This is a genomic window from Sulfolobus acidocaldarius DSM 639, from assembly GCF_000012285.1.
Classification (GTDB): Archaea; Thermoproteota; Thermoprotei_A; order Sulfolobales; family Sulfolobaceae; genus Sulfolobus; species Sulfolobus acidocaldarius.
Genome location: NC_007181.1, coordinates 889,365 through 912,058 on the forward strand (window position 1 = coordinate 889,365; position 22,694 = coordinate 912,058).

Here is a 22,694-nt window from a genome sequence, read left to right on the forward strand (position 1 = left end):
TTTAAACGCCTCTTATTGATTAAAAAACGTCAAAATCACGTTAAAAATTTAATCTTACGTAATGTAAAAAATTTGTAATATTGTTAACTCAAAATGAGTTAGAATTTCGAGTCATCTTTCCAACCATGGAATGTTTACCCTTTCTTTTCTTGCTTATCCTGCCTGATTTTAGCCAATCCTTATACTTCGCCTTATTTTCCTTCCACATTTCATATGGTCTCCTGTAATCTGTAAACATCTTCTCATCAGCAATGACTATATAATCCTTTACAGGATAAACTTTTGCGTGAACTCCATAGTTTACATGGTAATCATAAGCAATGCCATAATAACCAATAGATCTTTCATCAAGACACTCGTCAGGACAGTGAATCCAGCACGATTTACATTTAATACATGTGTCGAAGTTCACGGTAGGTCTCTCTGACTTTGTTGTTCCCCCAATATTCTTCCCTTGCACAGAGAAGCTATGAGCATACTGGAGGACTCTGCTAAAAGGATAGGTAAGTGGGTTGTCGATATACTTAAATCACTACGTGTTAATGCCATCTTCCTTGAGGATTTGAGCAAAATGATAAATAGAGTTAAGAGGTTGCCAATTGAGTTTAGGTATAAGTTGTATTTGATGTAACACCATAGGATTCAGTACTGGGTTGAGTGGAAGTCTAGGAAGCACGGTCTGAAAGTTGTCTATGTCTACCCCAAGCATTCCTCAACTTATTGCCCTAAGTGTTATAAAGTATGTGGGAAAAGCCTCTTATAGGTACGATTATTGTTTAAGCTATGGTTATGAAAATGACCGTGATGTAATCGCTACAGTGAATTTGTATGGGAAGGGTTCTCTGAGCTTTTTGATTGCCTCTTATATAAGAGAGGTAAGCCCGAATCTGTAGGGGGAAACCTCACCATTTATGGCGGGAAAAATTCAGCATTACTCGACTATTTTAGCGCTGATTAAGTCCTTAATTCGTTTTATAATGTTACTCTCGTCAAAGGTGTAAAACGTTATTGCCTTACCTCTTCTGCCCATTCTCCCAGTTCTCCCAACCCTATGTATATATGTCTCAATGTCTCTTGGAGCGTCAAAATTAATTATTATATTTACATCGACTACGTCTATTCCCCTCGAGGCTAAATCAGTTGCCACCAGTATGTTATATTTACCGTTCTTAAAGCCATAAAAGTTCTTCATCCTCACTGACTGTGGCATATCTCCACTCAGCAAGCCGTTCCTTATCCCCTTGTTTTCCAGAAGGTAATGTAACCTCTTGGCTCTCTCCCTGGTTCTAGTGAAGACTATTATCTTATCTTTTCCATTTATCTCATCCAGTAGTTTAGTTACCTTATCAGTCCAGTCATTTCTAGCTCTTATGAACTCATGCTGTACTTCCTCTACAGGTTTGTACTCATCTAGTACTATTTTCTCCGCATCGGGTGAGAACTCTGTCGCCAGTTCGGCGATCTTCTCTGGTATGGTTGCTGAAAATAGACCTACTATTTCAGGCTTTGAGTTATTCAATATCATTCTTATGTCGTCAATAAATCCCATATCAAGCATCCTGTCAGCCTCATCAATTATGACTACCTCAAATTTCGAAAAGTCAATTTCTTCCTTACTCCACAAATCCAATAATCTACCAGGAGTACCTATAACTATCCTAGCCTGTTTTTGTCCTTCATACTTCACTCCTCCTATAACAAGACTGAAATCAACCTGCTTGTATTTACCTAACTTTCTGAGTTCATCAAGTATCTGAGATGCTAGCTCTCTGGTAGGAGAGAGAATCAAGGCTGTCTTCCCGCTCTCTAAGATAGGAATTAAGTAGGAGGCTGTTTTACCAGATCCTGTCTTTGCTTGGACTATTACGCTTTTTCCACCAAGAAGCCTAGGAATTACTTCCTGTTGAACCCTTGTAGGTCTTTCATAATTAGCGTCACTCAATGCATTCCTCATTTCAATACTTAGATTTTCGAACATAACAGTGTTACTGGAATATTGACACTAATAAAGTTGAGTGAATTGTAAAATGAGGGAAGCCTCACCCTTTGGGAAGTCAGCTAAAGGTAACATCAAAATAGAACGATATGATAGCCTCCATAATTCATCTATCCATGTATCTTCCAACAAAAATGTTATTCTTTAAATTCCATAGTTCATAAATAGATTTATGACCTCTTCGCCATCAGACCATTTAGCTAACGAGAGGACCTTTCTTGCGTGGATAAGAACAGGAATTGCATTAATAGGTTTCGGTTTTGTGATAGCAAGATTTGCATTATTCCTTGAAGTATTAAGGGGAGGTAGGACAACTGGATCGTCAGTTATTTATGGCGAGATCATGATAGTTTTGGGCGGAATAATGATAGCTTATGGTACTTACAACTACCTTAGAAACGAAAGGGATCTGAAAAACAACACATTTACACCAAGGACAACTGAGAATACTATTTTTGCAACATTTGTGCTTCTCATCGCCATAATACTTGCGTTAATAATAATAGCCTGATAAACGATTTAAGGTTACTTTATCTTTTCGTCTAGTGGTTCCTTATATTCCGTAAGTTAACCTGACCAATTATTGGTATGTCGTAATAGAGAATTAAGCTATTTTCCCTTCCTACTATTTAACGATAAATATACTCCTACAAGTATGAGAATTAAGCCTATTATCTCAGGTACGTTGGGAACAACTTTCAAGATTAAGATGCTTGTCAAGTACGCGATAACTGGAACCAATAGAGAACCTGTACTAGCACTTACACTCCCAAGATCCCTTACCGCATTAAACCAGAAGTAAAATCCGGCTACCTGTGCTATTAATGCCAGGATAATCAGAAGGACAACGCTGGTCACATTAAAGTCAAAGTAGTAATCTAATGGAGTTAAGGATGACAAGAAGGGAATCGAGATCAGTGACATAAAGGCATTAAGTTTGATTACATTGTCTTTCGACAAGTTCCTATAGTAGTAGACAGTTCCTATAGCCCACGATAAAGAGCCCATTATTCCAAATAATAAACCAATGTTGAAGGACAGCGTTGCCGAAATGAGTACCCCTAGCACCCCTATTACCACACCTGACATCCCCCTTAAGCTAATTTTACTGCCCAGAATTAGTTCTATAACTAATACAAAAATAGGCTGTGTGTAGATCATAGTGGCTACTAGACCTGGACTTGGGGATAAATATATTCCTACATTAACCAAGGCAAGTAAAATGATTACGTTGAATAAGGCATTTACGAATTGCTTAATTCCTATAGAGAAGCCTCTTCCTAAAAAGTAAAAAAATAGGGTACCTACTATCACTCTTGCCACACTGACCAGTATTGGGGAAACAGAAAATGTCACTACTTTTGTGAGAGGATATGCAATTCCCCAGGCTAAGGACAATGGTATAATCCACTTGAAAAAAGTTATAGTATCTCTCTGCATCACAGAACCAGTGAAATCCTTTGAATACATTGGATAAAAATCTATTTATGATGGTTTCACTAATCAGAATTTAAGTAAACTATTTAGGAGGAGGAAAAAGGTTTGCAATCCATTGTGAGATTTTCTCATGATAATTCCACGTATATAATTGAGGATTCTGGAATTATATCACGGGTTTATGGTCAAGAAAAGTTCCATATCCTAGTGGTAGATAAGATAGATCATCATAAAATAAAAGTAGCTGTTGAAAATGGGTATAAGTTATTTGAGTGCGCCGAAATAAACGATAAGGAAAATTGTCTAATAAAGATTTTACACGCATTATATCCTGAATGTAAAACTTGTAAGTTTACATGATGAGGAAAGCCTCGCTATTTGTGTAAGGGGAGAAGTCAGCTGACATAAAAACGGACTGTTTCCACACTGCCTTTCTATTTGAAAATATCATTAAAGCCAATTTAACTTCATAGGTAGGTGTAAACATTGCATTTTGTTTCAGGCTCAGTTTAGCCATTTTGTTCGTGTAAGATAGTTTGTTAACCTTTAGTTAGTTTTCCACTTTTCCTCCCTAGCAAACATAATTCTTAATTTTCAGCCATTACAGAGTTATTAGCATGTACATAGAGTCCATTGAGAGGGAATTATCCAGTGAATATCTAGTTTACAGTGACCTGAAGCTCGACAGAGCTTATGTTACTGGTGCAGGGGATTCGTATGCAGTTGCTCTAACAGTTGAGGGTAAGACAAATGGGAGATTTAGGGCGATAGATCCCTATGAGGCGTTAGCGTATAACAGGCTGGAATACCCTTTAGTGATCGTATCGGTCTCAGGAAAACCTAAAAGCAATATTAGATTAGCGGAGAAGTTTAAGGGAAAGACTAAGATATATGTAGTCACTGCTAATGAAGAGTCTATTCTAGCCAAACTAGGAGACTATGTTATTACTATTCCATATCGCTCGAAACAGGTGGTACCAGGAACTCTGTCTTTTCTCATGAGTCTAAGTGCAGTATACTCATTAGCAGGAGAAGAAGTTGCCAGGAACGAGATAAATGAGACTGTAGATCTCTCAGATAGTCCGTTCTTTGTAGGTTATAGGGAAAATTATGGTATAGCATATTATGGAATGTTAAAGTTTTCAGAGATTTTTGGCTATTCAGCTAATGCCGAGAGACTAGAACAGTTCCTTCACTCACCTATTTTTTCAACAAAAGGAAGAGAAATAGTTCTATTGAGTAGTGGTGACAGCAGAGAGGATATTCTAGTAAATCTAGTGAATTACACTAAAATAGCGAAAACTCCTTGTTCTGATGCCTTTTGTAACGCTAAAGTTCTACTTAGATCAATAGTACAGAAAATGAAGCGAGAAAATTGGGACAGGGTATATTTCTTAGAAACTAAAAATATATTAGATATAAGCTCGAAAATGATATATTGATAGGATATGGAGAGCCTTGATTTAACCACTGATGTGGAGAAAGGTACCTGTGAGTCTGGTTCTACATATATGAGCTTACTCAGGTTTTGGCTTGAAGTAGGTGGAAATAAGGAAGTAAAAGTGATAGCTTGGAAAGGAAGACAAGAGGGTCAAGTCGATAATTGGGTGAGCCAGATGGCAGATAAGGGAGTAAAGATAGTCGATAAAAAGATAAACAGTGAAAAAGTCACCTACATAATATATCTTTCATAAAAAAACTCTACTTTCAATCACTATTCTCGATTTCTAGCATTTCTATAATATCACTTACTTTCACAGCTCCTATCTTTCAGATGTTTGAAATACGTCCTTATAGTCGGAGATAAACTATTTACTTCTTAAAAAATAGTCTAGATGTAAATCAATATTCAAGTGTTATTAGAGGTTCCTACAGACAATAACTCTCTCTTTACGTATTTAAATAGCCTCTTAGTTTTAGCATTTTTAAAGGTTAGTCATAAGGAGATTAACGATATAATTTATGTAACACTTAGAATTATTCACTGTTGAGAGTAGGTTACGTATCCACAAATTACTCTTTAGGTTGTAAAGCGGATAAAACAATAAAACTTTCTTCTTTGTCGGAAGAGAGAGTGCTTAAAGTCTCTTCCTCAAATTTACTTTGCCTTAAAAATATATTGGAATGGAATCTGAAACATGAAATACTTTTCTTCAGGATAAGCTCTAATACTATACCACTGGCTTCACACCCCAAATTCCATGTGAATTGGAAGGATAAGCTTTCTCACATCCTGGGAGATATAGGGGACTTCATAAAGGAAAACTCAATAAGAATCTCCATGCATCCGGGTCAATATGTGGTTTTAAATTCTGTCAGGGAAGAAGTGGTGAGGTCAAGTATTATGGAATTAAAGTATCATGCTGACCTGTTGGACTCCATGGGTATTGAAGGCAAAATTCAAATTCATGTAGGAAGTTCTATGAATGGTAAAGAGGAAAGTCTTAACAGATTCATAGAGAATTTTCGTAAGTTACCTTCAAACATAAGTAAAAGACTAGTAATTGAAAATGACGACAAGGTGTTCAGCGTAAAGGACTGTCTATGGATAAGCGAAAGGACAGGTATTCCTGTAATTTTTGACAATCTTCATCACTCCATTCTTAATAATGGAGAAAGTCTGAATGATGCACTAAGTCTAGTGAGGAGGACTTGGAAGGATAGACCTATGATAGATTACAGTGAACAGGAGCCAGGAGAAAAACCTGGAGTCCATGCCACCACAATCAATGAGGAGAATTTCAGAAGATTCGTGAACGAGGTGGACGAAGTGGATATCATGCTTGAGGTGAAGGATAAGGAGATAAGTGCACTAAAGGCTGTGAAAGTGTTAAAGGAGTTAAACAAACTGGATTAGAGGATTTATTAAGGTGAATCAGTTTATTAAAAGAGATATACACTCCATAGTCTCTCTATCGTGTTTGCTACTTTCTTCACAGATCTGATGGATGAATTAAACTATGATGATAATGTTGGGTTCCTATCGTATCGAAGTGTAAATAGAGGTTTTTATAATGTGGTAAAAAAGAGTTGGTTCAATTTAGGACAGAAACTAAGGCTTAAATAGGGCGGGCGCAAAGATAGCAAACAAGACTCCTACCAATATCAGATAGAACAGTATACCAAACGCCCATGGTAGGTTAGCCCTTATTACGGTTCCCTCATTTCTCACATACTTTGTTGTAGACACGCCTGCACTTGCTGTCTGTGGCGCAACAGGTTTACCTAATTCGGCACCAACAGAGTTTAAAGATACTGTGATTCCTACAGGTACTCCTGCTATATTTGCTGTAGCTGCTTGGAAGGCGCCAAACAGTGCATTTGAGGAAGTATTGCTTCCTGATAGTGCACAGCCTATCCAACCGAATAGTGGTGATACTATTACAAACAGAAAGCCTAAGTCTCCTGCCCTCCAGGCTAAGGAATATGCCATACCGCTGAAGTTGAACACATATGCTAAACCTACAACAAACACTCCTGTTAATATCCCACCCCAATACTCCAACAATGATTTCTTGAGGGCTTGAGCCATTATTTTACCTGGGGTTCGTAATATTCCACATATTATAAGCCATGACGCTAGAATTGAAGTTCCTGCAACGAAAGGATTAAATGCAAAACTTACGCTCACAGTCTTATGTAACAGCGAAGAGAAGGCAGGCTGGGCTAGAGTGAAAGAGGAAACTTTAGTTAATGGAGACCAGGGTCCAGTCCAGAGAGTGACTACTATTATTAACGGTATGAAGGCTGACCAAGCTAGAATAATATCCCTCATCTGATACTTTTTACCCTTATCTGACTCTCCACCATTGGTCTGTGATAGGACAACTAGCCTCTTTGGTTTCCACACTCCTACGAACAACAGTAACACTGCGAAAGATACTAAGGAGCCAGTTATATCTGGTAAATAAGGTCCAATAAAACTGGCTATTGGGTATTGACCTAGTATATAAGATAAAGAAGCTAGTATTGCCAGAGGCCATGCGTCCCTAATCCCTCTCCATTTATCCACTAAGTACAGTAATATCCATGGAGGTAACAGTGCTAAAAATGCTACCACTTTAGCAACAGATGAAGACACAAATAATAATGGAAGTCCTGTAGTGGAAGCCAAAATAATTATTGGAGTACCTAGGGCTCCGTAAGATACAGGTGCATTATTGGCTAGTGCAGAGACTTGTAAGGCTTTTAGATCTTCAAATCCCAATGCTATAAGTAATGAAGCTACGAAAGCTCAGGGGTATCCGAAACCCACTAAACCCTCCAGTAATGCTCCAAATGACCATGCCAATATAACAGCCTCAATTCTCGCGTCTCTCGTAGCATTTCTCACTAACCAATCCTTAAAAACATCAAACTTGCCTGTGAGTACAAGGGTGTTATATATTGTTAACCCCCAGAACACAATCCACGATATGTTCCATGAACCAACTAGGGCACCAATTAGCCAAGCTTTAACAACTTGGTCTGCAGGAGCACCCCAGACGAGGACTCCAACGAGAATGGTCACTATAGAGCCTATTAGTGTTGCAATCCATGCTGTCAACCTTAGGCCGGCTAGCAAAACCAGTAATACTATTATTGGTGTTAAGGACGCAAAAACCGTTAGAGCTACATTCCCTGTTGGATTTAATGGTTGTGTATATATATATGGCTATTTAAATATATAAAAAATAATTATTTAAATTTATATTTAAATGTAAGCCAGTTTTAACCAGAATAGTTCTTTAAGCTGCACACTTACATATTTCAAAATTTGAAAATTTTCAGTTTATGTACTAAATCAATTTGAAAATAATGTTTAAATATATCATTAAAGTAATTCAATTAATGATAGAAGTTAAGTCAATAATTAATGGAGAAGAAAGAAGGTCTGATGAATATATTTACAGGGAATGCCCTTACAACATTGACACGAGTGTAACAAAAATTAATGTAGCTAAGGAGTCTGATGTCGAGGAGGCAATCGATGTAGCAAGGGAATTCTTTGATAAGGATAAAAACGGATGGGTCTCAAACTACAAGGCAAGGGATAAAGTACTATTCAGAATAGCTGAAAAAATAAGGGGAGAAATTCAAACCTTATCTAGACTACTTGTAGAAGAGATAGGAATGCCTATAAGACAAGCTAGAGTACAGGTTAATGCTGCAGCTGACGTATTCGAGTACTATGCAGGTTTTGGAAGTAAGATATACGATACTTCAAAATTCCTTCCCAGCAAGGATATGGTACAAATCATAAAGGAACCAGTAGGTGTCGTGGGGTTAATAACACCTTGGAACTTTCCATTAACACAGAGTGCAAGAAAGCTAGCCCCAGCCATTACAGTAGGTTGCACAATAGTCTGGAAACCAGCAACTTACGCAGCAGGTATATCTTACCAGTTGGCGAAAATTATATTGTCTTCAGGAGTCCCTAAAGGTGCTCTAAACGTTATATTTGATCCAGGGGAAAAGGTGGGTGCACAAATAGTAAAGAGCAAAAAGATAGATAAAATATCTTTCACCGGTGAGACAAACACCGGTAAGTGGATAATGAGTGAGGCTTCTAAGGACCTAAAGAGGGTTTCATTAGAGCTAGGAGGCAAGGACCCTATTATACTATTTAGCGATAGTGATTTGAAAAACGCTATAAAAGGGGCAATCTTTGGGGCTCTAAGGAATGCAGGTCAGGCATGCGGTGCAACCTCTAGACTATTGGTGGAGGAGAGTATTGCAGAAAAGGTTGAGATGGCAGTGAGCAATGAAATTAAAAAACTCAAGTTAGGTAATCCACTTCAGGAGGACACAGATATTGGTCCAGTGGTGTCGAAACCCCAAGAGGATAAGGTAATTGACTATATCGAAACTGGGATAAAGGAAGGGTATAAGTTACTTGTTGGAGGAAGGAAAGTTACTGATGGTGAATTTCAAAGGGGTTACTTTATTGAGCCAACTGTGTTTTCAGATGTGGATAATAAGTCCAAGATAGCCCAGGAGGAAATATTTGGACCTGTCCTTGTAATAATTTATTTCAAAGACGAGGAGGAGGCAATATCCTTGGCTAACGACGTTATATACGGGTTAACAGCGTCTGTATGGACCAATGACTACAAGAAGGCAATTAGGGTTTCCAGGGAATTAAGGGTAGGTACAGTGTGGATAAATGACGTGTACACACAGCCCTCAGAAGGTTTATGGGGAGGATATAAGCAAAGTGGTATTGGCAGGGAATTGGGAATACAAGGTATTGAAGATTTTCTTGAAACTAAAATGTTGTACACGAATTTAAGTGGATCTTATCCTCACTTTAAACAAGTGGTGAAGGATTAAATTTAGACATATCGTAAGTCGCTATAAATGGGCTTTACTAGTTTCGTATAATTTACGTCTATAGTGGTTTTCCACAAAATAGAAAAATAATCCTAATCTTCGTACTACAATTATCTATTAATAACCTCATAAATCAGTTAAATAGTTGACTAAAACGTTTTTACTTTCTTTAACCAAATATATATCATGAAGGTTGATTTAAGCCCTTTAAACGGCATTATTTCTGACAAAGCATTTCAAAAATTAAAAAGTATAAACAACCCTTCCCTAGTCCATTTCTTGAGTAAGACCATAGAGCTCACCACCCCAGACAGAGTTTACGTATCATTTGGTGAAGAGAAGGACAGAGAATACGTTAAAAAAAGGGCTTTGGAGACTAAAGAAGAAATCAAACTCAAAATGGAAGGGCATACAATACATTTTGATCACCCTTTAGATCAAGCAAGGGCTAGAGAGGACACTTTCATTCTCACGGACGAAAAAATCCCGTTTGTGAACACAAAGCCCAGAGATGAGGGCTTAAGGGAGATGCTATCTCTGTTGAAGGGTTCTATGAAGGGTAGAGAGATGTACGTAGGTTTTTACTCATTGGGTCCGAGGAACTCAAAATTTTCAATACTAGCAGTGCAAATTACAGATTCTCCGTATGTAATTCACAGTGAGAATATATTGTACAGAAACGCATTTGAGGACTTTTATGGTGACAAACCCTTTTTGAAATTCATTCATTCAAAGGGACAATTAGATATCAAGAAAAGGAGAATTATGATAGATGTTAAGGAGAATACCGTTTACAGCGTTAACACCACATATGCTGGTAATAGCGTAGGTCTGAAAAAACTAGCCTTGAGGTTAACAGTTACGAAAGCTGTGAATGAGGGTTGGCTTTCCGAACATATGGCTATTGTAGGATTTGAGGGAAACCGTGGCACCCATTACTTCACAGCGTCTTTTCCGTCAGGATCTGGTAAAACATCAACTTCAATGTTAGGAAGTCTGATCAGTGATGATTTAGCATTTATAAAGGAGATCGACGGTGTGTGTAGAGCAGTAAATCCTGAGATCGGTATTTTTGGAATTATTCAGGGAATAAACGAGAGGGATGACCCTGTAATATGGGATGTATTACATAAGCCAGGTGAAGTCATTTTTTCCAACGTGTTGATGACAGATGACGGAGGAGTATATTGGGAAGGAAGTGAAGTAGAAAAACCCGAAAAGGGATATAACTATGAGGGAGCTTGGACTAAGGAAAGTGGAAAACCAGCTTCCCATCCTAATGCCAGGTTCACATCTCCTTTGACATCCTTCAGTAATTTAGACAAAGACTACGATAATCCACAAGGTGTTGTAATTGATGGAATAATTTTTGGAGTCAGAGACTACTCCACTTTAGTCCCTGTGACAGAGGCTTTCTCCTGGGAACACGGAGTTATAACTATAGGTGCTTCAATGGAGTCCTCTAGAACTTCAGCAGTAATTGGCAAAGCTGATGTCTTAGAATTCAACCCTATGGCAATACTTGACTTCATGCCTCTGTCCCTAGGAAAATACTTAAATAACTATCTGACATTTGGCAGAAATCTCAAATACGTCCCCAAAATATTTAGCTTCAATTATTTTCTTAAGGACGAAAACAACAAATTCCTCAATTCCAAGGAAGATAAACGTGTATGGGTTAAATGGGCTGTTAAAAGAGTAGAGAGTGAGACTGACGCTATATACACACCTGTAGGGTTTATTCCATATTATGAAGATCTAAGCAAACTGTTTAACTCCACTCTGGGCAAGCAGTACACAAAAGAGGCATACGAACTTCAGTTTACCCTGAAATTAAGTAAGTATCTGGAAAAGACCGAGAGGATAATGAAGATATACTCAGAGATAGCAGACACGCCGATAGAGGTTATTAATGAATTGAAAGCACAAAAGGACAGGCTATTAGACTACATAAATAGATATGGCGACAAGGTATCTCCTTTCCAGTTAGTGAAGAGCTAAAACTTCTCTTTTTTCCCACTTAACACTACACTCGTCAAGGTATGTGATTTACATTAGTCTAAACCTATTGTTCAGGATCTTTTTTCCTGCTTCCACTTATTAGGCTCCGTAACTCTGATGTAAAATCAGTTAATGGCTTCATGTCCACTCCCTCAAATTTCTTAACTATCTCCTTTATTGACTTGTTTATGCCGGGGATCACCAGGTCCTCATTCAACTCCATTAGCGGAATTGCTAAAAACTCTCTCTTCTCTATCTCCGGGTCTGGAACAGTTACCCCTTCCTCGTTTATCACTTGGTTTCCATACAGTACTAAATCGAGATCAATAGTCCTAGGTAAGAATTTATTCTTTGTCCTTTCTCTCCCTAGTTCACTCTCAATTCTCCTCAATATGTTGTATTTCAAATCTTTCGGCGATATGTTAATTCTGCTCTCAACGACGCAGTTAAAGTAGTCAGGTTGATCTGGGGGGATAGGCTTAGTAAGATACACTGTGGAAATTTTCTTAATTTTAATCATTTTGTCTAGTAACTCTATTGCTCTTCTAACGTTATCTTCAGGGTTAATGTTAGACCCAATTGATATATACACTTTAGCTAAGTTATCCCTTCTCTTTGCTCTTACTTCGACTGAAACATTTTTCGCTCTGCTCAACGCACCCGGTTTTCCGACCTTTATCACAACTTTCTTTATTCTATTGTCTTGGAGAACAACCTTACTCAGCCTATAGGCAAGGCTCTCAAGTAAGTTAAAGGAAGAGTTCTCCACATAAGAGATGATCTCCTTCTTTAAGACTTTATAGTCAACAGTTTCTGGTAGCTGATCACTTTTAGCTCCTTTCCTTAGATCAGCCCAGTAATATACGTCTATAGACACCTCCTGTCTCGTCTCTTTCTCCTGAGGGTTCACGCCAATAATTGTGTACAATCTTAAGTCCTCTATGGAAACCTTGTATGTCATAAGACCACCCTTGGAGTTAGGTGTTCTCCGCCATCAACATAGATTATCTGTCCTGTAATGAAATCGCTCTTTAGAAGGAAGATTACGGCATTTACAACTTCCTCCACGTTACCATACCTCTTCATGGGGACAAAGCTCTTCAGATTCTCTAGATATGAGTTATCCTTACCTTCAGGTGGTAGTATCAGTCCAGGGGCAACTCCATTAACCTGAAAGGAAGGAGACAATTTTAGAGCTAGAGAAACTGTTATGATCTCCAGTAATTTCTTGCTCAGGAAGTAAGGATATCTCTCGAAATTATAGCCTGAAATGATTGAGTCTAATATGTTGACAATTTTGCCCTTACTCAGTTTCCTAGAGAAGTCGAGAGATAATAGTAGAGGTACCCACGAGTTTACTGTTACAATACTGTTAAGGTTTTCCATAGTAACCTTAGAGGCTGGAAATATTGAGGCATTATTTATGAGGAAATCTAAGTTACCCTCAGTAAGTTTAAATGCGTTATCTAGAATTTTTGCGTAATCCTTAGACAACTCTCCCTTTACTAACCAACATTTTACACCAATCTCCTCGATCTCATCCTTTAACCTCAAAGCGCTTTCTTCAGATGTATTATAATGTAAAACAATGTTGACTCCTTCCTTAGCTAAACCCAGGGCTATGCCTCTTCCTATTCTTTTTGCACTACCTGTAATTAATGCAGTTCTTCCTTTAAGATACACATAAAATATATATCACAAGAGTTTATATATTAAAGTTAGATAAAATAGTTTTTTGATAATCTTCCAGAAACATCTAAAAATATTATTTATACATTCATGAATGATGTGAAAAAATCCGTCATATTAAACCAATTATATTTAGCAATATCACGTGTAATAAAAAATACTATTCAGGAAAGTTAGAAAATTATATTAACACATACATTAGATGTAAACCAAAACATTAAATAAAGTCAATTATTAAATATACTTAATGAGAACAAAAGGAGATTTTCTAAAATCTCTACGAGATGGAAGGAAAGTTTTCTATAGGGGAAAACCTGTAGAAGATATAACCGCTCATCCTATACTGAGCATAGCTGCAATTCATGCTTCAAAACTTTTCGAATATTCCGATAGAATGTATGAAGATCCCTCATTAGGTAAGGTAAGTAAATTCTTCAAGAAACCTACATCAACTCAGGACTTACTAGAGAGACATAAATTAATTTACGATACGACAATGTACTGTAACGGAATATTCAACATATCGCAAGCAATAGGGAGTGACGCAATTTTCGCTCTTACCATCACCGCGAGACAATTGGACAGAAAATATGGTACAGACTACACCAAAAGGATACAGAAATACCACGAATATGTTACTAAGAATGATTTGACAATAGCTACAGCTCAGACTGATGTGAAGGGAGACAGAAGCAAAAGACCTTCAGAACAAGCAGATCCAGATATGTACGTGAGAATAGTAGATGTCAAGAGTGATGGTATTGTGGTAAGGGGAGCTAAGGCACATACAACTCAATCTGCTGTGTCAGACGAGATAATCGTGATACCAACTAGGGCTATGAAGGATAGCGATAAGGACTATGCCGTAGCCTTTGCGGTCCCTGCAAATGCACCTGGGTTGAAACTTTATGTGAGACCAATTGACGAAATTGAGGGAAACACTTCAGCAGTCTTAAGTAAGAAGGACTATGAACTTGAGACCATAACGGTTTTCGATAACGTGTTTGTCCCGTGGGATAGAGTCTTCCTCTTTAAGGAATATGATTACGCGGGAAATATCGCCATGTTATTTGCAACATATCACAGATTTACTGCATTATCCTACAGGTCAGCACTAATTAACTTATTCCTAGGCTCAGCTAGGGTTATGGCTAAGGCTAATGGAATAGAGAACGAAAAACATGTGAGAGATGATGTAGTGGATTTGATACTCTACAAGGAAATACTTAGAAGTACTGCTATAACTTCTGCCATAAGCCCTGTAATGCTAGAGGGTGTAGCAGTTCCAAACCCACTGTATGTCAATGTAGGAAAACTATACTCTAATATGCACTTCCATGACGTAATTAAGGATTTAGTTGACGTTGCAGGAGGTATTATTGCAACACTTCCATCACAAGAAGACTTCGATAGTGAAGAGGGTAAGACGATTATCAAGTACTTGAGAGGAGCTGTAGATGGAGAAGAGAGAGTAAAGATATTGAAGTTGGTTAAAGAGCTTGCAGCCAGTCCTGTAGCGGGTTATCTATTAACTGCAATGGTTCATGCGGAGGGATCAATAGAGGCTAGTAAGATAGAGTTGTTCAGAAGTTATGATTATAGGGAAGCAGAAAGTTTAATCAAAAAAATTATTGGTTAATTTCATGAATTAAACATTTAAGCAATTCCTCTTTTTATACTTTCCCCTGCATCTACGACAAATACCTGACCTGTTAATCCTTCTATCTTAAGTATAGCTGTGACAAACTCCGCAATATCCTCTGGTTCCAGCATTTTACCCATTAAGGTTGTTTTCTCCACGAATTCCTTCTCACTCATGTTCAGTAATTTATACATACTCTCTCCCAACTTTGTCTTAACCCATCCCGGAGCTATAGCATTGACCCTTATTTTAGGAGCTAATTCAAGTGCCATGTATTTGGTCAGACTTATCACTGCTCCTTTCATTGCACCATACATCGAGAGACCATAAGCTGGTAAAACTCCTGCTATTGAGGCTATATTTACTATTTCTCCTCCTTCTCTCATCTCCCTTGCAAATGCTTGAGAACAATATACTACAGACTTGAAGTCTACAGAAATGTGTTTTTCAATTAGTTTATCATCTGCGTTCATGAATAGCGAGAAAAGTCCTAATCCAGCATTGTTTACTAATATGTCCACAACTCCAAATTTGTCAAGGGTGGATTTTAGAAGTGTTTCGCAACCTTCCTTGGTTCCCACATCAGCTAAAACTCCTACAGCATCTCCACCGATTTTCTTAACCATTTCCACGGTCTCATTAACTTCTTCTGCCCTCTTCTTGGCATTTACTACTATTTTGCTACCCTCTTGGGCTAACCTTAACGCTATAGCTCTACCTATACCTCTACCAGAACCAGTCACAACGACTACTTTGTCTTTAAGAGAGTACATAAATTACATTATGAGTCTTCATAAATAAATTTTATTAATCAAAAAGATACTGAAAAATGTCCAGCAACAATGTTTCTTTTACTTAAAAATGTCCTTAAGTAGTGCCCCAATCATCACTGTCACTTGACGTGAAGTCCTTGGTGAACCCAAAAATGCATGAACATTGCCATTTACTCTAAAACTTAATGTTGGGACACCAGATTCCATGAGCCTATAGGCATAAGCTTCTCCTTGATCCCTCAAAGGATCGTACTCTGCAGTAACGACTATAGCCTGAGGTAAGTTAGATAAGTCCTCTGCAATTAAGGGTGAAAATAATGGATTGTATAAATCTTTCTCATCTCTTATATACATTTTAACGCCGTAATCTACTGGCAAATTGATGTCAAGAAAGTACCCTTTCCTGTATCTGTTCATTGATTTTGACGCAAGATCGAGGTATACAAAAGGAACTACAGGTACTTGTGCAGTCAATTTCAATTTATTGTCTCTAGCCAACAGTGAAGTAGCAGCAACCAAATTACCTCCAGCACTTATTCCAAATGTGGCAATCTTATCCTTATCAATACCAAGTTCTCCCGCATTATCCCTTGCCCACACTATAGCATTGAAACAATCATAGACTGCGGTTGGAAATTTATATTCAGGCGCAAGTCTGTAGTCAACCGATATGACTGTGCACTCGCAGGAGTTTGAGAGAATTCTTGAGATAGCATCTTCAGTCTCTATACTCCCTAATATCCACGCTCCTCCATGAAAGTGCATTACCAGTCCGTTGTTGGTCCTTTTAATGGGTGAATATATTCTGATGGGCAGCTCATAATCCTCTAACTTTATTTTCATATCTCTAGTTTCTCCCACAGGATCCTTTGGCACCGCCTTTGCCAACAATTCATTTACTTTTTGTCTAATTTCCTGGAACTGATATTTGGTGAAATCTATTATGTTAGCCTTATAATAAACTTGAAGGAAATTCCTCACTTCAGGATCCAACGGCATAACATTTAGTTTTAGTTGATAGCATAAAAAATTAATCTAAATAATTAACTTACCTACCTAATTTGTGTCTTATAAACCCTTGAGTATATTGCTGATACCACAGGAATGGATACATCAACTTTACAGTGGGAACCATTGTAGACGTCCAGATGACCATATTTCTCTAAAAGTATCATACTATAAGGACGATTTCCAGGGAAGGGATTATTGCTCAGCCTACCTGCTGATAATCCAAAGCCACTTATTATATCTAGGATAGGTAAGGATATTTTGCTGTACATGTTGTCAAAATCATACTTTAGATAGGGGCATTCCTTCCAGTCTAACATTGTCTGAGTTTCAAGGTATATCCTTATTGGCCAATATCTGTCAAAGGTGGACATTGTATGTACTAACACTCTCGGATCATTATACCCTGCATATACGTTTGTTAGTAATCCCGGACCCCAACCGCTATAGAGAGTAAAAGTTGCCCATTCCAATATGTTATTCCATTTTTCACCTGTAATTGGATTGATTCTAGGTTCAAGAGGCTCTCCCGTTACAGGGTTTGTCGGTGGTGCATTAGGATTCTTATCGATATATTTAAAGAGGAAGAGAGCCCCCTTAGTACCTCCAACTTCCATTGCCCAACTCTTCGTATTCTTGATTTTCTCTAAGAGACCGTCAAAATCAAGAGAATTAGTAGGTTGCCTTAGAATAGGTCCTCCATCGAGTAAAATTAGACTCTCCAAGTCCTCAGGGAATAGAGTTGCAAAATTTACTGTAGCTAATCCTCCAAAACTTTCACCAGCTAAGAAGACCCTTTTAAAGGAAGATATCTCTTTAATAAACTCTACAACCTCCTTAATGTCATTTATCCATTGCTCCCATCCCCAATCAACCATAAAGCCGAATTCACTCGGATCTTTCTCAGGAGACAGGAAGTGAGTCCTATAATCCATTAAATAAACATCAATGCATCTATTAGCCCAAAAGAAAGGCTCATCAATGTCTTCATTTCTCTTCCAATCATCATCTACCGTATTAGCAGATAACTGTTCACCACTACTCCATGTTCCTGGGAGTATTAGGAGAGAGGCTATGGGTTTACATTCCTCCTTGATTAGCCTATGAACACCAATAATCCCTGAGGGTGGCGTTTTAGACTCCTTCGTCCAATAATAGTGTTTTAAACTAGGATAATCTTTACATTTGTACTCTTGTCTCAAATTCCATGTCATAATTAAATTATGCTCCGGCTTGTTTATATTTCTTGATTAAAATTAAACTATTTGATTTATCAAATGTATTTGTGTAAATAATTTTTCTTCACTCCAAATCCTATTAGGAAAGCTGACACTGAACCGACCTTTTAACTACAATGATAGTCGACTCAAAAATCAAGTATAATATAGTCGAAATATGCCCTCTTGAATAAAACCATGAAATATAAATGAGTCTATTCTGATCTGATAAAGTTCAAACGTGCCATATTTCCTCGCGGATTTGCTTGCTGTATTACACGTAAGCTTTTCACTTTAAATGGCAAATGATGTTGCTAGCTTCTTCCAGGTCTTCTCCTTTTAAAGAGAAGTCGACGTAGAGCCTCTAAATAAGCCTTTTGACATTAAATTATAAAATGTGGAGAGCCTCGCCCTTTAGAGTGTGGAAGAAGTCAGTGGCACAGTTCTCTTCGTTTAAGCTTTTTTGTATCTCTTCATCAAAATTAAACTATTTGTTTTATTCATTATATCTTAATGTATTTGTGTAAATAATCTTCTTTATTCTAATCAATAAAATTATCGGAGAAGTTTATTATCGAGTTTACCTTTTAACTACAATGATAGTCGACTCAAAAATCAAGTAGTAAAGGTGGTGTGATGTATAGGGCTCCTAAAACAGAAAAGGGAAAGGAATCACTAAATAAAATACTTGATGCCTCTGTTGAGCTAATTGCTGATAAGGGTTTTCTAAGCACTAGTATAAACGATATTACAAGTAAGGCTGGAGTTGCTTATGGTCTTTTCTACTTTTACTTTAAGAGTAAGCATGACATTTTAGATGAGATAATAAGGCAGTTTAACAGAAATATGAGATATTATTTGAAAACATATACACAGAACCTAGACAGTAGGATTGATGTGGAAAAAGTAGGAATGAAGAAATTCTTGGAGTGGATGAACGAGAACAAGAAGTATTATAAGATATTCATTGAAACACAAGTCCATAGACCTGATATATATAAGTGGCACTTCATGAAGCTAGCCGAGAGATATACTACGGGTCTTTCTGAGGCAATGAGGAGGGGTGAGATAATAAATGTAGACCCTGAGTTACTGTCTTACGTTTTAATCGGTATAGCCCATATGCTTGGTAAAAGGTACGTCTTGTGGAGTAACTCTGGGCTTACATTAAAACAACAGAGAGACTTGGACTTAATTATAGAAAATATGTTAACACCAAGGTAATTGCCATTTGTTTTGTCTATATACATAATAACTTCTTATTTTTTGAGGTCTTCCTCCTATTCCCATTTTCGCTACTTTCTACTTTACATGAAGGGAACGCAAAAGTTCTAGGTTTTATATTTTTCATTAATTAGTGATGTTGGTTTTCAAAAAAGATTATATATTAGATCTAAAGTAATTCAGTATATGGGCGAAGAAGATAAAGAGTTAGAGGAGTATAGGAATAAGGTCAGAGAGTGGATTCGCAAGAACGTACCTGAAGAGATAAAGGAAAAGGGAGATATGGCACCAGTTGAGGTCTTAAAGAGCTGGCAGAGGAAAATATATGAGGCAGGCTATCTTGGTGTCTCATGGCCTAAGGAATATGGTGGTTGGGGAGATAGTCCCATAAAGGAGATTATTGTTAGAGAGGAATTCGCTAAAGCAGGAGTTCCTTACGCTACGATAGGTTTAGGAGTATCGGTCACAGGTCCTGCAATTTTGAACAACGGAAATGAAGAGCAGAAGAAAAAACACATAAGGAGAATCCTTACAGCGGAAGATATATGGTGTCAAGGGTTTTCTGAACCCCACGCAGGATCAGATTTAGCTTCAATCAGAACCAAGATAGAGGATAAGGGAGATCATTATGAAGTAAATGGGCAGAAGATATGGAGTAGTTATGCCCATCTGGCTAATTACTGTCTCCTATTAGGGAGGACAGGAGACCCCTCTGAAAGGCACAAAGGGCTGACAATACTCATAGTAGATATGAGAAGCGAGGGGATAAAAGTTAGCCCTATTAAGCAGATAACTGGAAGATCAGAGTTTAACACGGTATACTTCAATCAAGTAAAGGTGCCTAAGGAAAATGTTGTAGGTAAGGTAGGAGAAGGATGGAGAGTGGCTATGTCCACACTGAATTACGAAAGACTAAACATAGGTACAATACTATTTGGAGTCGAGAGGATAATCAGAGATCTTGTGAACACTGGTTATAAGGGAGAATCCTTAATTAATACAGCTGAAGATATAATTGCGCTGAAAGCCTTTTACAAGAGAATACTAGAGAGAATGAAAAAGGGATATATAGCTGGTCCAGAGGCTGCCATGATCAAGTTAGTAGCTTCTGAGTCAATGCAAAAAGTCTATGAGAGTGCATTCAATACCATGGGTCCGGAAGCTCTAGTGGTAGAACGTAAACCTGGTTTCAGACCTGAAATAGTTTATGGACTATTAGCTTCAAGGTCAATTACTATTGCAGGAGGAACGTCGGAAATATTAAGAAACCTGCTTGGAGAGGTCGTACTAGGATTACCTAAAGGATAACGATGTACACAAGGAACTAGATAACAAAAAACATGTTTTTTATTCCTTACACTTTCTTTTGTACTTAAGGAGAGAGATAAAAAATAATCTCATTTATTCTCCTTTGAACTGTGGCTTTCTCCTCTCTAGGAAAGCCCTTACTCCTTCTTTTACATCCTCTGTTGTGAATAACAGTCCGAATAAGGCAGACTCTAATTCCTGTCCAGTCCATATATTAGCCTCATAACCTAACTCCACAGCTAATTTGGCAGCTAATAATGATAACGGCGACTTTTCTGCAATCTTCAATGCCACTCTCCTAACTTCCTCCTCAAATTTGTTTGCCGGAACGACCTGATCAACTAGTCCCATTTTATATGCCTCTTCCGCAGGGATCATATCACCGGTGTAAATAAGTAACTTCGCTCTTCCTTTACCTATTAGTCTTGGAAGTCTTTGTGTACCACCGGCCCCTGGAATTATTCCGATATTGATCTCAGGCTGACCTAACTGGGCTAAATTAGAGGCTATTCTGATGTCGCACGCCATTGCCAACTCAAGTCCTCCGCCTAGGGCGAACCCATTTATAGCAGCGATAACTGGCTTAGTATAAAGTTGAATCTTGTAGATGACGTTTTTCATATACCTGTATCTCACAACATCAATTGGTCTCAGTGTAGTAAATGACGTTACGTCAGCACCTGCAGAAAATGCTCTACCATTACCAGTGATAATTACCACTCGGACGTCATTATTGAACTCCAACTCGTCCAAAACCTTGTCCAGTTCACCCATTAATTCTTGGCTTAACGCGTTAAGTCTCTCTGGTCTATTTAAGACTATCCAGGCTAAGGGAGGCTCAACTCTAAGTATTAAGGTTTTTAGTGTCTTTTGTTGAATCTTCCCGTACTCAAAGAATCCTGAGCCTGACTTCATTCCCACTTTGCCTTGAGAAACCATCTCTGTCAACAGGGGATCTGGATCGAATGAACTTATTCCTGTTAATTTCTTTAACTCTGACAATGAATTCACAATGTTATCTATTCCCACCTCATCGGCTAATTTCAGTATACCTTTCTGGAATCCTAGACCAAGGACTGTACCTAAGTCTACATCCTCCTTACTGGCTATATTCTCCCTCACTAATCTAGCGGCTTCATTTACTGCTGGCGCAATAATTAAAGCTGGGTTTAACTTCTCTGCCAACTCCTTAGGTAATTCAGGCTTGACGTACTTACCTGGACCTGGATAGGTGTAGAATCCCTTTCCACTTTTAACACCCAACTCATTGTTCTTGAACTTTTCAACTATTAGTGAGCAGATTGGTATATCGTCTTTCACTCCCAGTTCTTCCCTTGATTTTGAAATGTAATATGCAACATCTATACCAGTGTAATCTAGGAGTTCAAAAACTCCCATTGGGAAGCCTAGTTTGTATCTTGCAACAGCATCGACTTCTTTTATGTCAGCAAGCTTCTTCTCAACTACTATACACGATGCGATATTTATTCCTCCTAAAATCCTGTTTACAACGTATCCAGGAATATCTTTGTTTATCATTATAGGCTGCTTCCCTAATTTCTTTGCTAACTCATATGTCACCTTTGCGGTCTCGTCGCTGGTTTTGTCGCCCTTCATTACTTCAACTAGGGGCATAAGTGCAGGGGGATTAAAGTAATGCATTCCAACTACCTTATCAGGTCTCTTTGTAGCCTCAGCTATTTTGGAAACTGGTAGACTACTGGTATTAGTTGCTAGTATTGCATGAGGTGGTAATAGCTCGTCTAATTTTGCAAATGTCTGTCTCTTTACATCTATTTTCTCTGTTATCGCTTCAATGGAAAAATCAGCATCACTGACAGTCTTATCTAGTCCAACTACAGGTCTTATTCTCTGCAGTACTGTCTCTACGTCCTCCTTTATTGTCCCTCTTTCCTTTAACTTTGTAAGACTCCATTTGACTTTGTCCATTGCACTATTTAATATATCTTGAGAGACATCACTTAGATATACTTGATAACCTGCTATGGCTGCTAGTTCCGCTATACCGTGACCCATAGTTCCTGCTCCGATGACGAGTATTTTCTTAATATCTTCTACTTTCATAG

At 37.9% G+C, this 22,694-nt stretch carries 21 protein-coding genes and 1 pseudogene; 12 read left to right on the forward strand and 10 right to left on the reverse strand.

Features of this window, described 5'->3' with window-relative positions; translation table 11 throughout:
- Positions 1-88: 88 nt before the first annotated feature.
- Complete coding sequence (locus SACI_RS05190) at positions 89-412, reverse strand: hypothetical protein (RefSeq protein WP_011277945.1); 324 nt, start codon at positions 410-412, stop codon at positions 89-91.
- Positions 413-469: 57 nt separating this feature from the next.
- Here SACI_RS05190 and SACI_RS11920 point away from each other — a divergent pair, with 57 nt between their 5' ends.
- A complete protein-coding gene (locus SACI_RS11920; protein WP_015385550.1) occupies positions 470-631 on the forward strand; it encodes a hypothetical protein in 162 nt (53 codons plus the stop codon).
- Between the two features lie 61 nt (positions 632-692).
- The gene (locus tag SACI_RS12135) at positions 693-893 is read left to right on the forward strand and encodes a hypothetical protein (RefSeq protein WP_230937959.1); all 201 of its coding nucleotides are present in this window, start codon (positions 693-695) and stop codon (positions 891-893) included.
- Between the two features lie 38 nt (positions 894-931).
- Here SACI_RS12135 and SACI_RS05195 read toward each other — a convergent pair whose 3' ends face one another.
- Positions 932-1,978 carry a DEAD/DEAH box helicase gene (locus SACI_RS05195; RefSeq protein WP_015385551.1) on the reverse strand — a complete coding sequence of 349 codons (1,047 nt, stop codon included), beginning with the start codon at positions 1,976-1,978 and terminating at the stop codon, positions 932-934.
- Positions 1,979-2,168: 190 nt separating this feature from the next.
- On the opposite strand from SACI_RS05195, the gene SACI_RS05200 reads away from it, so the two are divergent.
- On the forward strand, positions 2,169-2,507 hold the full coding sequence (locus SACI_RS05200; protein ID WP_011277947.1) for a YidH family protein: 339 nt from the start codon (positions 2,169-2,171) through the stop codon (positions 2,505-2,507).
- A 98-nt stretch (positions 2,508-2,605) separates the two neighbouring features.
- Here SACI_RS05200 and SACI_RS05205 read toward each other — a convergent pair whose 3' ends face one another.
- Positions 2,606-3,436 carry a DMT family transporter gene (locus tag SACI_RS05205; protein WP_176586683.1) on the reverse strand — a complete coding sequence of 277 codons (831 nt, stop codon included), beginning with the start codon at positions 3,434-3,436 and terminating at the stop codon, positions 2,606-2,608.
- 102 nt (positions 3,437-3,538) lie between these two features.
- Here SACI_RS05205 and SACI_RS05210 point away from each other — a divergent pair, with 102 nt between their 5' ends.
- The 4 genes from SACI_RS05210 (at position 3,539) to uvsE (ending at position 6,290) form a co-directional block, all read left to right on the forward strand.
- Positions 3,539-3,793 carry a hypothetical protein gene (locus SACI_RS05210; protein ID WP_230937958.1) on the forward strand — a complete coding sequence of 85 codons (255 nt, stop codon included), beginning with the start codon at positions 3,539-3,541 and terminating at the stop codon, positions 3,791-3,793.
- A 257-nt stretch (positions 3,794-4,050) separates the two neighbouring features.
- Positions 4,051-4,875 (forward strand): SIS domain-containing protein, encoded by an 825-nt coding sequence (locus tag SACI_RS05215; RefSeq protein WP_011277950.1) that lies wholly within the window; start codon positions 4,051-4,053, stop codon positions 4,873-4,875.
- A gap of 6 nt (positions 4,876-4,881) precedes the next feature.
- Positions 4,882-5,127, forward strand: coding sequence for a hypothetical protein (locus SACI_RS05220; protein WP_011277951.1), 246 nt, complete (start codon positions 4,882-4,884; stop codon positions 5,125-5,127).
- A 293-nt stretch (positions 5,128-5,420) separates the two neighbouring features.
- Positions 5,421-6,290, forward strand: coding sequence for a UV DNA damage repair endonuclease UvsE (gene uvsE, locus SACI_RS05225; RefSeq protein WP_011277952.1), 870 nt, complete (start codon positions 5,421-5,423; stop codon positions 6,288-6,290).
- A 195-nt stretch (positions 6,291-6,485) separates the two neighbouring features.
- Here uvsE and SACI_RS05230 read toward each other — a convergent pair.
- A pseudogene (locus SACI_RS05230) lies at positions 6,486-8,081 on the reverse strand (L-lactate permease).
- Positions 8,082-8,263: 182 nt separating this feature from the next.
- Here SACI_RS05230 and SACI_RS05235 point away from each other — a divergent pair.
- Positions 8,264-9,745, forward strand: a complete 1,482-nt coding sequence (locus SACI_RS05235) for an aldehyde dehydrogenase family protein (RefSeq protein ID WP_011277953.1) — start codon at positions 8,264-8,266, stop codon at positions 9,743-9,745.
- Between the two features lie 186 nt (positions 9,746-9,931).
- The gene (locus SACI_RS05240; protein WP_011277954.1) at positions 9,932-11,746 is read left to right on the forward strand and encodes a phosphoenolpyruvate carboxykinase (GTP); all 1,815 of its coding nucleotides are present in this window, start codon (positions 9,932-9,934) and stop codon (positions 11,744-11,746) included.
- A gap of 64 nt (positions 11,747-11,810) precedes the next feature.
- On the opposite strand, the gene folK is transcribed toward SACI_RS05240, so the two are convergent.
- On the reverse strand, positions 11,811-12,707 hold the full coding sequence (folK, locus tag SACI_RS05245) for a 2-amino-4-hydroxy-6-hydroxymethyldihydropteridine diphosphokinase (RefSeq protein WP_011277955.1): 897 nt from the start codon (positions 12,705-12,707) through the stop codon (positions 11,811-11,813).
- Positions 12,704-13,429 carry an SDR family NAD(P)-dependent oxidoreductase gene (locus tag SACI_RS05250; RefSeq protein ID WP_011277956.1) on the reverse strand — a complete coding sequence of 242 codons (726 nt, stop codon included), beginning with the start codon at positions 13,427-13,429 and terminating at the stop codon, positions 12,704-12,706. The genes folK and SACI_RS05250 overlap by 4 nt, the downstream gene beginning before the upstream one ends.
- 253 nt (positions 13,430-13,682) lie before the next feature.
- Here SACI_RS05250 and SACI_RS05255 point away from each other — a divergent pair, with 253 nt between their 5' ends.
- A complete protein-coding gene (locus SACI_RS05255; RefSeq protein WP_011277957.1) occupies positions 13,683-15,074 on the forward strand; it encodes a 4-hydroxyphenylacetate 3-hydroxylase N-terminal domain-containing protein in 1,392 nt (463 codons plus the stop codon).
- A gap of 17 nt (positions 15,075-15,091) precedes the next feature.
- Here SACI_RS05255 and SACI_RS05260 read toward each other — a convergent pair whose 3' ends face one another.
- From SACI_RS05260 to SACI_RS05270, 3 genes are all read right to left on the reverse strand, one after another.
- Positions 15,092-15,850: an SDR family oxidoreductase gene (locus SACI_RS05260; RefSeq protein ID WP_011277958.1), complete on the reverse strand. Its 759-nt coding sequence runs from the start codon at positions 15,848-15,850 to the stop codon at positions 15,092-15,094.
- 78 nt (positions 15,851-15,928) lie between these two features.
- Complete coding sequence (locus SACI_RS05265; RefSeq protein ID WP_011277959.1) at positions 15,929-16,849, reverse strand: alpha/beta hydrolase; 921 nt, start codon at positions 16,847-16,849, stop codon at positions 15,929-15,931.
- Between the two features lie 53 nt (positions 16,850-16,902).
- On the reverse strand, positions 16,903-18,072 hold the full coding sequence (locus tag SACI_RS05270) for an alpha/beta hydrolase (RefSeq protein ID WP_011277960.1): 1,170 nt from the start codon (positions 18,070-18,072) through the stop codon (positions 16,903-16,905).
- 639 nt (positions 18,073-18,711) lie between these two features.
- Between SACI_RS05270 and SACI_RS05275 the strand changes: the two genes are divergently transcribed.
- Positions 18,712-19,299 (forward strand): TetR/AcrR family transcriptional regulator, encoded by a 588-nt coding sequence (locus tag SACI_RS05275; RefSeq protein ID WP_015385553.1) that lies wholly within the window; start codon positions 18,712-18,714, stop codon positions 19,297-19,299.
- Positions 19,300-19,485: 186 nt separating this feature from the next.
- Positions 19,486-20,607 (forward strand): acyl-CoA dehydrogenase family protein, encoded by a 1,122-nt coding sequence (locus SACI_RS05280; protein ID WP_011277962.1) that lies wholly within the window; start codon positions 19,486-19,488, stop codon positions 20,605-20,607.
- Positions 20,608-20,700: 93 nt separating this feature from the next.
- Here the strand turns inward: SACI_RS05280 and SACI_RS05285 are convergent, their stop codons facing one another.
- Positions 20,701-22,692, reverse strand: coding sequence for a 3-hydroxyacyl-CoA dehydrogenase/enoyl-CoA hydratase family protein (locus SACI_RS05285; RefSeq protein ID WP_011277963.1), 1,992 nt, complete (start codon positions 22,690-22,692; stop codon positions 20,701-20,703).
- Positions 22,693-22,694 lie beyond the last annotated feature (2 nt).